The sequence below is a fragment of the Neorhizobium petrolearium genome, assembly GCF_029854435.1.
GTDB classification, from domain to species: Bacteria; Pseudomonadota; Alphaproteobacteria; order Rhizobiales; family Rhizobiaceae; genus Neorhizobium; species Neorhizobium petrolearium.
Genome location: NZ_CP123001.1, coordinates 759,105 through 771,292, shown reverse-complemented (window position 1 = coordinate 771,292; position 12,188 = coordinate 759,105). Strand labels below are relative to the sequence as shown.

The window sequence follows — 12,188 nt, the reverse complement described above, 5'->3', positions numbered from 1 at the left end:
AGCAGGATATCTGGTTTCACGTCCGGAACTCCGTATCTTGAATGGCTGCGGCTCAGGAAATCTGGCCGAGGAAGGTCTTGAGACGCTCGTTCTTCGGGTTGCCGAAGAACTCGTCCGGCGTGCCCATTTCGAGGATTTCGCCGCGGTCCATGAAGATCACCCGGTCGGCGACCTGGCGGGCGAAACCCATCTCGTGCGTGACGCAGAGCATGGTCATGCCCTCTTTCGCGAGGTCGATCATCGTGTCGAGCACTTCCTTGACCATTTCCGGGTCGAGCGCGGAGGTGGGCTCATCGAAGAGCATGATCTTTGGGTTCATGCAGAGCGCGCGGGCGATCGCCACACGCTGCTGCTGGCCGCCGGAAAGCTGGGCCGGATATTTCTCCGCCTGCTCCGGAATATGCACCCGTTCCAGGTATTTGCGGGCGGTCTTTTCCGCATCCGCGCGGGAAATGCCGCGCACCTTCATCGGCGCCAGCGTGCAGTTTTCCAGAACCGTCATATGCGGGAAGAGATTGAAGCTCTGGAAGACCATGCCGGTCTCCTGGCGGACGATATCGACATTCTTGCCGCCGGCGGTGAGATCGTGACCGTCCACGACGATCCGACCCTTCTGGATCGTCTCGAGCTGATTGATGCAGCGGATGAGCGTCGACTTGCCGGAACCGGACGGGCCGCAGATGACGATCCGTTCACCCCGGTTGACCGAAAGCTCGATATCCTTCAGCGCGTGGAAGCCGCCATACCACTTGTTGACACCTTCCATGCTCACAGCCAGATCGGAAGCTCCCCGCCTGGCCGCGGCCGATGCGTTTGCTGTAACCTCATTCATGCGAGGAACTCCCTTCAATCCCTACTTTTTACTTCTTGGCGTTGGCGACGAAATCCGGCAGCGGCGTGCCGAGCCATTTCTCGTGAATCTTGCTGAGTTCGCCATCGGCCTTGACCTTGTCGATGAAGGTGTTGACAGCCGTCAACAGCTCAGCCGAGCCCTTGCGCACCGCAATGCCCTGCACCTGCTGGCTGAGCTGAAGCTTCTGTTCGAAACGGCCCGGAGCGGCAGCCTCGATCTGAGCGGCGACGACGTTCGACACACCGATCAACTCCACCTGACCGGACAGCAGGGCCTGCACGGCGCTGGCGTCGTCATCGAAACGCTGGATCTTGGCATCCTTTGGCGCGATCTTCGTCACCCCTGTATCCTGCGTCGAGGCGCGGGCAACACCGATCGTCTTGCCGGAAAGGTCCTCCGGCTTGGAAACGGCAGTGTCCTTGGCTCCGAAGACGCCGATCGAGATACCGGCATAAGGCTCGGAGAAATCGACGCTCTTGGCGCGTTCTTCGGTAATGCCGAGCGAGGCGACGAGCAGGTCGACCTGGTTGCTCTGCAGGTAGGGGATGCGGTTCGGGCCGGTGACCGGAACGATCTGCAGCTTCACGCCCCATTCCTTGGCGAGCAGCTTGGCAACGTCGGCGTCATAACCGTCCGGCTCGTTGCTGGTGTTCATGATGCCGAAGGGCGGGAAGTCGACCAGCATGCCGATCTTGACCGTTCCTGCAGCCTTGATGCTTTCGACGGTTTGCGCCGCGGCCGTCGAGGCCATCGCGCCCACCATCAGGCCCGCACCGATCGCGGCCACTACCATGCGTCTGGAAATGTTCATTTTTCCTACCCTTTCTGTTATGCCGGCTTCCTCCCTCCGGCTCGGGTCCCGTCAGCGTGTCGTCGCCCGGGAAAATCTGGTTTCCATGCGCCGCGCGAGCACCGAAAGCGGCCAGCACAGCACGAAATAGACCGCGGCGACCGTCCCGAACACGAGGAACGGACTGAAGGTCGCGTTGTTGATGATCTGACCCTGGCGGGTGAGCTCGGTAAAGCCGATGATCGCCGCAAGCGATGTGCCCTTGATGAGCTGCACCAGGAAGCCGACCGTGGGCGCCACCGCGATGCGGGAAGCCTGCGGCAGGATGATGTAGCGCATGCGGTTGTAGTAGCGTAGGCCCAACGCCGTCGCCGCTTCCCGTTGTCCGGGCGGCACTGCCTCGATGCAGCCGCGCCAGATTTCGCCCAGAAATGCACTCGCATGCAGCGTGAAGGCGATTGCAGCGGCAACCCAAGGGTTGATGCCGAGGCCAAAGATATTGAGCCCGAAGAAGACCAGGAAAAGCTGCATCAGCAGCGGCGTGCCCTGGAAAACGCGGATGAAGCCCGTTGCGACGAGACGCGGCCATTTGGAATCGGAGACACGCACCAGTGCGATAACGAGGCCGCCGATTCCGCCGCCGGCAAAGGCGATCGCCGAGAGCGCGATCGTCCATTGCGCCGCGATGACGATGATCCAGAATTCGTTCCAGCCGAAAGGTCTGATCAGCATATCCTACCCCTACCGGCTCAACGGATATTTGAAGGCGGCCTTCTCGATCGCCGAAAAGATCGCAGAGAAACCGACGGACATGGCGAGATAGATCAGCGTGACGACGATATAGACCTCGAAGCTCGCGAAGGTCGCCGATTGCAGGTCGTTGCCGGCGGCTGCGAGGTCGTCCGCCGAGATTGCCGAAACGACGCTGGAGGTCAGCATCAGGTAGATGAACTGGCTGGTCAGCGCGGGATAGACGGTGCGCAGCGCCGGCTTCATGATGATGTAGCGGAAGATCTGCAGCTTGGAGAGACCGAGTGCCGTGCCCGCCTCAACCTGCCCTTTCTGGATCGATTCAATGCCGGCTCGAATGATCTCGGTGCCGTAGGCGCCGAAATTGACGACAAGCGCCAGAAGCGCCGCGCTGTTCGGCGTCAGGCGCAGGCCGAGCGATGGCAGGCCGAAGAAGATAAAGAAGATCTGCACGAGGAAGGGCGTGTTGCGGATGACCTCGATATAGGCATCGATCAGCCAGCGCAGCGGCGCAATCCCGGAAGTCTTGCCGGCCGCACACAGAACCGAGACGATCAGGCCGAGAATCATCGCCGCGCAGGAGAGCTGGATCGTCAGCCAGGCGCCGAGCAAGAGCTGATCGAAGCCCACGAACACGGGCTCGAAGTTGAAATTGTACAACTTGGGACCTCCCCAATCATTGTCGAACGGGCTCCGCTCCTCTGTGGCGCACGCTCATTTAGATCGATCTAAAAGCTTTTCCAACGGGCGTCAACCACCCGTGGGTGTTTATTATAGGGTGGTAACGGCAAGCGGTGCACAGGACTGGCGGATATGAAGCTGCGTTTCCTTCACAACCCTGCGGGGTGGGAGCATCGGATCGATGAGACGGTCGAGCAGAAGCCGGGCGGCGTTCTCACCGATCGTCACCGGGCCGGTGGAGACGGACGTGAGGCGCGGACGCATCACCTCGGCTTCCGCCACGTCATCGAAACCGACCAGCGAAAAATTCTCACCCACTTCCCGCCCGAGGTCGTGAAGCCCGGCTGACAGGCCGAGCGCCACGACGTCGTTGAAACAGATGACCGCCGTCGGCTCTTCTCCCTTGTCGAAGAGCAAGTGAGCCGAAGCGGGAATTCTTGCCGTCTGGTATGGAACCCGGATGATCATGCCCGGATCGAAACCGCGTGAGACCATGGCCTCGCGGAAGCCTTCGATACGCTCCAGATAGGCTGAATGGACCGGCCCGTGGACAGCAAAGGCAATCTTGCGATGGCCGAGGGACGCAAGGTAATCCACCGCCTGCCGCATGCCTGCGGCATAATCCACCCCGGCATAATCGACATCTTCCGAAACATGACGAAGCACCTGCACAAGCGGCAGGTTCCATTCACCGACACGTTCGACGAATTCCGGCGCAGTATCCGCCGCCGGGCAGAGAATGACGCCGTCGACGCCGTGTTCGCGCATGCGGCGCATGACCATGTCCTGCCGTTCGACAAGATCGCCGCTGTTTGCCAGGATCACGACCATGCCGGCTGAATCGATCACGGCCTCGATGCCGGACAGGAGTTCCGCAAAGAACGGATTGGTGAGATTCGGGACGACCACGCCGACCGTGTGGCTGCGTTCCGCACGAAGCCGCGCCGCCCCCATATTGTAGACATAGCCGAGCTCTCGCATCGCGGCTTCGACGCGTACCCGCGTTTCAGCCCCGACCAGCGGGCTCTTGCGGATCACGAGCGAAGCGGTGGCGCGCGAGACATTGGCATGCCGCGCCACATCGAGAAGCGTGACACGGCTTTTCTTTCGGTCGTCAGATGGCATGAACTTCACTTAGCAGAGGTGACGGGAACCCGGATAGGGCTCTTTTCTTATAATCCGACCTCGGGATAGCGCCGGTCAAGCCATCCGGATTTCGTGATCGGCTCAGGAGATGACAGGCACTACGCCACCGCCTATAAGTGGAGAAGAAAAATCATGTAAAGGAGATCCAAATGCTTCAGGCGACTGCCGCCGTGAAAACCGAACAGGGTTCGAAATATCTCCAGCAGCTCTGCAAACATTTCGCCCACAAGATCGAGGTAAGCTTTACCCCGACACACGGCGAATGCACGTTTGCGATGGGCAAGGGCATTCTCGATGCGGATGACGCGAGCCTGACGGTGACGGCCACCGCGCCCGACGAGGAGCAGCTCTCGCGGACAAAAGAGGTAATCGAATCCCATCTGGTCCGCTTCGCGTTTCGCGAAGAACTGGCTCCACTTGTCTGGAACCAGGCCATAGCCGCCTGATCAGGCTCGCCCGTCCTGCTGTGCCGCCGAAAGCCCTTCCATCTCGATCAGGAAGGAGAATTCGTTCCCGAGACCGGGTGCAAAGGCGACCACCGGCCCGCCGCGGTGAAGCAGCCGGTCGAGCGGCGGCACGGCGACTGTCGCGCCGGCTTCCTTTGCGATCAGTGCGCCGGCCAGCATGTCCCAGGCCGAGAGGTGCCGCTCGTAATAGAGGTCCGAAATGCCTTCCGCGACACGGATGAGGCCGATCGCCGCCGCCCCCATTCGGCGGTAATCGATGCCGCGCTCGTAGAGCCGGCGCGAGACGGAGATGTAATCCTCAAAATCGGTACGGCGCGAGTGGCCGAGGACAGCGATTGCCTGGGCCGGGTCCACAGTCTTCGCGGCTGCGATCGGCTGGCCTTCCTTGAAGGCGCCCTCCCCGCGGATCGCGTGGAACACCTTGTCCTGCGCTGCATCGTAGATGGCGCCAATCAGGATCTCGCTGCCGGCAACGAAGGCGATCGACACGCCCCAATGGCGGAAGCCGCGAATGAAATTCGTCGTGCCGTCGATCGGATCGACCACCCAGGTCCCCCTCTCGCCGGATTGACCGCCCCCCTCCTCTCCCATGAAGGCATCCTCGGGAAAGACCGCCAGCAGGGCGTTGCGGATCGCCTCTTCCGAGCGGCGGTCGGCGATCGTCACGAAATCCTGCGGTCCCTTGTTCTCGATCCCCAACGCATCCGGCAGCGCCTCCTGCCGAAATCGAGCTGTATCTTGGCCGACCTGCCGCGCGATCGCGGCGGCCGCCTCGCATCGAGCCCGAAGAGATGAACTCTCGAATTGCAATGACATTTTTATGCACTTCTTCTCTTGATCAGCGTCACGGGGGTGAATTCCACCCGCGCGACGGCATCCGGTTCGGACATGCGGCTGGTGAGCAGGTCGATCACCTGTTCCGCCTGCACGTCGCAAGGCTGCTGGAACGTGGTGAGCTCATAGGCAATCCAGCTTGCCTGGGGAATGTCGTCGTGGCCGATGACCTTGACCGATCCGTCGCCCCGGCCCGCCTTGGCGAGCCCGTCGAGCACGCCGCAGGCCATGTAGTCGTTGACGGAGAAGACGCCGTCTATGCCCATGTCCAGCAGCTTTTCCGCCGCCTCGTGGCCGTGCCGGTAATCGTTGATCGCAACCGGGATCAGTGGCGCCTCGATTCCAAGGCCTGTGCAGCGGCTCTGGAAAGCCTCGGCGCGACGGCGCGATGAGTAGGAGACCGCCTTGCCGGCAATCACGGCGAGCCTCTTCGCGCCGGTTTCGATAAGATGATCGACGGCCGTGTAACCCGACATACGATCGTCGGAAACCACTCGATCGACGAAGGGGAAGTCCTCACCCTTGTTGATCAGGACGATCGGCACGCCTTCGACTGCACATTCCTCGAAGATATGGGATGGCGGCGCGTCGGAGGTGACGATGACGCCGGAGACGGAGTAATGCAGCAACTGCCCGATAACGGTCGCACTATCGGCCTCCTTCGAGGTCGGCAGCAGGATCGGTCGATAGTTGCGGGCGATCAGCGCGCGAGCCAGATGTTCGAGCTGCTGGGTACGGTACGGGTTGTCGAGCCCCGCGGCGACAAGGCCCACGAAATCGGACCGCTTGTTGGTCAGACTGCGGGCGAGATAATTCACCCGGTAGCCGAGCTCCTTGGCCGCCTGATAGACCTTCTGCCGGGTCTTTTCCGAGACGCTGGCATCGGGTGTGAAGGCGCGCGACACGGCGGCACGGGAAACGCCCGCCGCGCGCGCCACGTCAAAGGACGTGACGCGGCGGGGCTCGCGGGAAAGGCCGTTTCCTTCCTTCGGGCGCATCAGGTCCGGCAGGTCGGTGCAGATGCCGAGGACTGGCAGCGCCATGATGTCCTTCAGTACATCCGGCCGTTCCTCGTGCCAGAGCACCAGTTCCTTACCATCGGCGAAGGCTCTTTCGATCAGTTCCCGGGTGACGAATTCCTGCGGTGAGTCGCTCGCGCGCTCCCAGCAGAGATGCAGGATATCGGCGCCGGACTGCTCGCCGAGCGCATGCGGATCAACTCCGACGCGGACGAGTACCGAGAGCGGATAGTTGCAGCCCATGTCGCGCAGCTCGCGCACCTGGGCGACATCGAAGGAACCGAGGCAGGCGAAACGCTGCCCCATCTCCTTCAGGTGCCGCCAGCAGAGCGGGCCGGTGCCCGGTCGCTTGAGTTCGATATAAAGCCCGCAGCCGGTCTCGCGGCCGAGGGCTGCCACTTCCTCGAAGCTCGGCACGTCGGGAATCGCTTCGCGCAGATCCCCGAAGGTCATCTTCGAAATGTGAAGGTCCTTCTGGAAGACGCGTTCCAGATGATCGTCATGGGAGACGACCACGACGCCGTCGGCGGTCATCTGTGTGTCGAGTTCCCACATCTCGGCGCCGAGTTCGGCAGCCCGGCGGAAGGCGGCGAGTGTGTTTTCCCGCTCGTGACCGCTCGCACCGCGATGGCCGATGCAGAAAGGCAATTTCCCCCTGTTTTCCGGCCAGTCGAACTTGTGGAAAAGGGCGCTGAAATCCCGCATGATCAGAGCCTCCGGCCGTCTTCGGCGAAGACGAGAGCCGCCTTGCTGTCGAGGCTCCAGCGCACGCTGTCTCCGGGCCTCACGTCGTTGCGCGCCGGCTGGATCGAGCGCAGCACGGAACCATCCGGCAGCACGACGTCATAGAGGTTTTCGCGGCCTTGCGTTTCCGCAAAGGTCACCTTGCCTTCGATCGGCACGTCACCGGCAATGCCGAAATGCTCGGGGCGGATGCCGAGCGTCAGTGCCGTACCATCCGGGATGCCGGAAAGGGCCGCGAGCGGCAGCTTCAGGCCACCGTCATCCAGCGCAAAAGCCCCCTGCTGCACCCTGCCCTTGAGGAAGGAGATCGGCGGATTGCCGAGAAACCCCGCGACGAAGGCCGTGCGCGGGTCGTTGTACATTTCCGATGGCGTGGCGATCTGGACGATCTCACCCGCCTTCATGATGGCGATCCGATCGCACATGGACATGGCCTCCACCTGGTCGTGGGTGACGAGAACGGCGGTAATGCCCGTCTCCAGCTGGATGCGGCGGATTTCCGAACGCATTTCGAGACGCAGCTTCGCGTCGAGATTGGCGAGCGGTTCATCGAGGAGAAGCACGTCGGGGCGACGGATCAGGGCGCGGGCGAGCGCCACACGTTGCTGCTGGCCGCCCGACAATTGGCCCGGACGCCGCTCCAGCAGTTCGGAGATGTGGGTCAGCTTGGCGATAGCCCGCACTTCCTTGTCGATGTCCGCCTTCCGATCGTTGCGGACTGTGAGCGGAAACGCGATGTTTTCATAAACCGTCATATGCGGATAGAGCGCGTAGTTCTGGAACACGACGCCGACATTCCGCTTCTGGCTCGGCAGGGTGCTGACGTCGCGATCGCCGAACAGGATCTGTCCCCCGTCGATGCGATGAATGCCGCAGATCGCAAACAGCGTGGTGGACTTGCCGCAGCCGGACGGGCCGAGCAGTGCCAGCATCTCCCCGCCGTTGACGGTGAGGTTCATATTTTCGATGACGGGCGTGTCATCGAATTTCTTGGTGAAATTGCGGATCGAGATCTGCATTAGCCTTTGGTGCCTCCGCCGAAGATATTCATGAGCCGGTTCTGGAAGACGATGAAGAGCGCAAGGATTGGCAGCGTGTAGAACAGCCCGACCGACTTGAAGATGTTGAAGTTGTAGGTACTGGAATTCGGATCCGACACCGTGTTGAGATACACGGACAAAACCTCGAAATCGCTGGAAGGTGCGAGAATGCGGGGCAGCATGTATTCGCTCCAGCCATCGATGAAGGCGAAGATCGCCAGAGACAGAAGCCCGGGCCTGACCTGTGGCAGGATCAGCCGCCGCCAGACGGTAAAGCGGCTGGCGCCGTCCTGCACGCCGGCCATTTCGATTTCCCAGGGAACCGCATCGTAGAAGCCTTTCATGATCCAGATGCCGAAAGGCAGCATGAGGCTGGATTTCACCAGGACGACGCCGATCAACGAATTGTAGAGACCGGCGAACTGCAGGACCAGGAAGACGCCGATGATCAGTGTGACCGACGGGAAGGCATGCATGACCAGGATGCCGGAGAGCAGGAAGCGCCGGAACGGCAAAGCGAGCCGTGACAATGCATAACCAGCGGTCGCCGAAACACTGACAACAATCACCACCATGCTGATGGCGAAGAGAAAGGTCGTCAGCGTCGGTTTCCATACATCGCCGGTGATCGTCGGGTCGATCAGGAAGCGCCAGTGCTGCAGCGTAAATTCATTGGGCAGGATGGAGCCAACCGGCGCATTGGTGAATGTATCGATGACCAGGAAGAGATACATCACCACGAGCGGCAGGCTGAGCACCAGGAGAATGAGGATGATCGGCCAGGCGGCGAAATTGCGTGTCATGCCCCGGCCCCCTAGAACTCGATCTTCGGCTTCGACATCATGTCGTCAAAGCGGAACAGACGCAGGTAGACGATGGAAAGAACCAGCCCGACGGTCACCAGAGCCAGCGCCATGGCGGCGCCGAGGCCGTATTGCAGGTTGCCGGTATAGTTGTTGAGCGCGGTATTGAAGGCCTCCAGCGCCCAGACCGTCGTGGTGCTGCCCGGGCCACCGTTCGTCGTCAGCCAGATTTCCTGATAGGAAGACAGCAGAGACAGCGTCTGATAGCTGGTGACGAACAGGATCGGCCAGCGCATCTGAGGCAGGATGATATGGCGGATCTGCTGCCAGCGACTGGCGCCGTCCACCTCGCTTGCCCATAGTTGCTGCACCGGAATGGCCTTCAGCGACCCGGAAAACAGGATCATCCCGAAGGAGGCGCCGATGAACCCGTTGGCGAGGATCACGACCGTCCAGGCGCTGGGCACCGATCCTTTCATGTAGTTGAAGGCGGGCAGGCCAAGCTCGCTGGCGATATTGAAGACGAAGCCGCCATCCCAGGTGAACCATTTCCACAGGACGGCGTAGAGGACGACCGGCGTGATGCGCGGCAAAAGCCACAGCACGCTGAAAAAACCAGCCCCCACCGGCGGAAGATAAAATGTCGTGATAGCCAGGAACAGGCCGACCAGCACATTGAAGGCCAGCGTCAGCGTCACGTAGAAGGCCGTGTTGACGACGATGCGCCAGGTATCCGGGGTGGTAACGAGCTTGATGAAGTTACCCGTCGTCCAGGTCCAGCCGGTATAGCTCGCCTCAGCAATCCGGCCGATCGCGTCGCCGGACGGATGATCCAGCACCTCAGACAGCGCGGCCTCGATGTCGCTGCGGCTCTCGTAGCGGATGTTGAGCACGGACTGTTCGAACGCGCCGGCAGCGACCTTCAGGTCGCGCACGCGCGTCGGGCGGGACGGCAACCCCTTCAGCTCGCGTTCGAACTCGACCGCACTGGCAAAGATGCGGCCCTTCAGCCTGGCCTCGATCTCGGAAAGCAGCTTCGGATCGACCTTGGCGGCTCGCGCCTTGTCGAGGCCCTGCTGATCGACCACATAACTGGATCGCCCCAGCGCATCGACAGTCAGCGGATCCAGACCCTGTTCTGCGAGCGAGCGGATGAGATTGCCGGTGACGATGTAGGAGCCGCCGGTGATCCCCGTTGCGGTGCTCATATTGGTAAAGGCGAACACGCTGGTCAGCACCACCGGCAGGAAGAAGAAGCCGAACAGCAGGATCAGCGCCGGAGCCAGAAAGGCCAGGCCGAGAAGATTTATCTTGAAAACCCGAGGAGAACGCATGAACCACCGGAAGCGAAAGACCAGCCGGACTGGCACGAGGCCTGTCCGGCTGGTGACGGGTTAGCGGATGACGATCTTGTCGCCGAGGGCGTTGCGGACTTCCGTCTCGACGGCCTTGACCGCGTCGGCGACGGAGGAGGTCTTCGTCCAGGAGGCCTCGAGCCCCTTGTACATCGCCTTCCAGTAGAGGCCGAAATCGGGATCGTTCGGGATGGAATTCGTGTGCGGCAGCAAGTCCTTGGTGGCAAGCGTCGCCCAACGATCGTTAGCGTAGAGCGGCACGGAGGCTTCCGCTTCGCCGATGGCGAGGTGACCGGATTTCACTGCATGCAGAGCGTTCAAGCGCGGCTCCGAGGCGATGGAGATCAGCTCGGCCGAAATCGCGGCATCGTCGTCCGTTCCGGCAGTCGACAGCAGATAGACGAGCGGATGAGTGACGGAATTGGCATGGCCGCGCTCGTTGCCGGCGGGGATCAGGCTATACTGGATCTGGCCGAAAAAGTCCTTCAGGCCCCACTTGCTTTCCCATTCCGCCTTGTGCCAGGTGCCGCCGTGCCAGGCGCCCGCCTTGTCGTGGGCAACGGCGTCGTGCCAGGTGTCCCAGGCCATGCCGAGATAGGTCGAGGGCACGACGCCCTTGTCGACGGCATCGACGAAGAACTGGTACATGTCCGTCAGCGCCTGCCGGTCGAGCAACAGCTTGCCGCTGTCCTTGTCGGTCATTTCGCCGCCGAAGCTCTGGTAGAACTGCCAGTAGTCGGTACCGTTGCTCGGGCGCGGCATGAAGCCCTTGCCCTTTTCGACGACGCCCTGGTCCTGCATTTTCTTCACGTCGTCGAGCATGGTGTAGAGCGTGTACTCGCCGCTCTCGACCTTGGCCGGCCGGGCCTCGATCTGTCCGTCCGTGTAGCCGATCGCCTTCAGATGCGGCTTTGAGAAGAAGAAGGGGCGAGCCTCGGCGTCCTGCGGGATGCCCCACAGGCGGCCGTCGAAAGTCGCAACCTCCAGCAGGTTCGGATAGATCTGGCTGAGCGGCCAGGCTTCGAGATCGACATAGTCTTCGACCGGACGCAGCAGACCGGATTTCGACCAGGTGCCGATGTCCTCGTGGCCGGAAACGATGATGTTCGGCGCGGTCTTGGATTCGGCGGCCAGTGTCACCGCCTGCTTGAAGTCGTCCCAGCCGGCCCATGTCTGGCCCTCGACGGTGATCTTCAGCTCTTCGCCGCGTACGGCAGCCTCGCGCTGCATCAGATCGGCAGCCATTTTGATATTGTCGATGCGGTAGTCGGCGGTCGGCCCGGTGCCACCGGCCCATACCTTGATGGTGACATCCCTGGCGGATGCGAAAACAGCGGTCGAAGCAAGCAGCACGGCTGCGAGCGTGGCGGATTTCAGGATCGGAAGAACAGTCATCGGTTAACTCCCCGAAGAGTGAATTGGCTGCCTCCCCAGGCCCCAGGCGACCGGTCGTCCCTGGGTCTGAAGAAGCGCTGAAGATCGTCACAACGAGGCCGGTTTAGAGGCGCCTCATAACACCCGGATGACAAAATGTACGCGTGTGCAAAATTTCCTTCGGGGAGTTGTGCTGTCTCCATCTGCACGCAGCACGAATGCCCGCTGCGGAGGAAAACTCCGCCGCGGCCCGGTCCATGTGGGATGGGCAGGCAGTTGGTATCAGGTGATATTGATGTCAGGCTCGTCCGCCTGCCCGATCGCTTTGGCTT

General features: G+C 61.6%; 12 protein-coding genes and 1 pseudogene. 1 reads left to right on the top strand and 12 read right to left on the bottom strand.

Annotated features, from left to right (window positions below):
• Positions 1-52: 52 nt before the first annotated feature.
• From QEO92_RS30460 to QEO92_RS30440, 5 genes are all read right to left on the bottom strand, one after another.
• A complete protein-coding gene (locus QEO92_RS30460) occupies positions 53-832 on the bottom strand; it encodes an amino acid ABC transporter ATP-binding protein (protein ID WP_052182570.1) in 780 nt (259 codons plus the stop codon).
• Positions 833-860: 28 nt separating this feature from the next.
• The gene (locus QEO92_RS30455; protein ID WP_227705793.1) at positions 861-1,664 is read right to left on the bottom strand and encodes a transporter substrate-binding domain-containing protein; all 804 of its coding nucleotides are present in this window, start codon (positions 1,662-1,664) and stop codon (positions 861-863) included.
• A gap of 51 nt (positions 1,665-1,715) precedes the next feature.
• Positions 1,716-2,372 carry an amino acid ABC transporter permease gene (locus QEO92_RS30450; RefSeq protein ID WP_081952674.1) on the bottom strand — a complete coding sequence of 219 codons (657 nt, stop codon included), beginning with the start codon at positions 2,370-2,372 and terminating at the stop codon, positions 1,716-1,718.
• Between the two features lie 12 nt (positions 2,373-2,384).
• Complete coding sequence (locus QEO92_RS30445) at positions 2,385-3,053, bottom strand: amino acid ABC transporter permease (protein ID WP_227705792.1); 669 nt, start codon at positions 3,051-3,053, stop codon at positions 2,385-2,387.
• 111 nt (positions 3,054-3,164) lie between these two features.
• A complete protein-coding gene (locus QEO92_RS30440; protein WP_037145434.1) occupies positions 3,165-4,199 on the bottom strand; it encodes a LacI family DNA-binding transcriptional regulator in 1,035 nt (344 codons plus the stop codon).
• 170 nt (positions 4,200-4,369) lie between these two features.
• On the opposite strand from QEO92_RS30440, the gene QEO92_RS30435 reads away from it, so the two are divergent.
• Positions 4,370-4,666, top strand: a complete 297-nt coding sequence (locus QEO92_RS30435) for a DUF2218 domain-containing protein (protein ID WP_227705791.1) — start codon at positions 4,370-4,372, stop codon at positions 4,664-4,666.
• Here QEO92_RS30435 and QEO92_RS30430 read toward each other — a convergent pair whose 3' ends face one another.
• The 7 genes and pseudogenes from QEO92_RS30430 to QEO92_RS30400 all read right to left on the bottom strand — a co-directional run bounded on the left by QEO92_RS30430 (position 4,667) and on the right by QEO92_RS30400 (position 11,877).
• The gene (locus QEO92_RS30430) at positions 4,667-5,503 is read right to left on the bottom strand and encodes an inositol monophosphatase family protein (protein WP_227705790.1); all 837 of its coding nucleotides are present in this window, start codon (positions 5,501-5,503) and stop codon (positions 4,667-4,669) included.
• Positions 5,504-5,505: 2 nt separating this feature from the next.
• Positions 5,506-6,519: a LacI family DNA-binding transcriptional regulator gene (locus QEO92_RS30425; RefSeq protein ID WP_227705896.1), complete on the bottom strand. Its 1,014-nt coding sequence runs from the start codon at positions 6,517-6,519 to the stop codon at positions 5,506-5,508.
• Positions 6,502-7,248: pseudogene (locus QEO92_RS30420) on the bottom strand (glycerophosphodiester phosphodiesterase); the annotation flags it as partial. The pseudogene QEO92_RS30420 and the gene QEO92_RS30425, both read right to left, overlap by 18 nt.
• A complete protein-coding gene (locus tag QEO92_RS30415) occupies positions 7,248-8,303 on the bottom strand; it encodes an ABC transporter ATP-binding protein (protein WP_037145428.1) in 1,056 nt (351 codons plus the stop codon). The gene QEO92_RS30415 and the pseudogene QEO92_RS30420, both read right to left, overlap by 1 nt.
• Positions 8,303-9,127 (bottom strand): carbohydrate ABC transporter permease, encoded by an 825-nt coding sequence (locus QEO92_RS30410; protein ID WP_227705789.1) that lies wholly within the window; start codon positions 9,125-9,127, stop codon positions 8,303-8,305. Before QEO92_RS30410 ends, QEO92_RS30415 begins: the two co-directional genes overlap by 1 nt.
• Positions 9,128-9,138: 11 nt before the next feature.
• Positions 9,139-10,461 (bottom strand): carbohydrate ABC transporter permease, encoded by a 1,323-nt coding sequence (locus tag QEO92_RS30405; protein WP_227705788.1) that lies wholly within the window; start codon positions 10,459-10,461, stop codon positions 9,139-9,141.
• A gap of 60 nt (positions 10,462-10,521) precedes the next feature.
• Positions 10,522-11,877, bottom strand: coding sequence for an ABC transporter substrate-binding protein (locus QEO92_RS30400; protein WP_227705787.1), 1,356 nt, complete (start codon positions 11,875-11,877; stop codon positions 10,522-10,524).
• Positions 11,878-12,188: the final 311 nt, after the last annotated feature.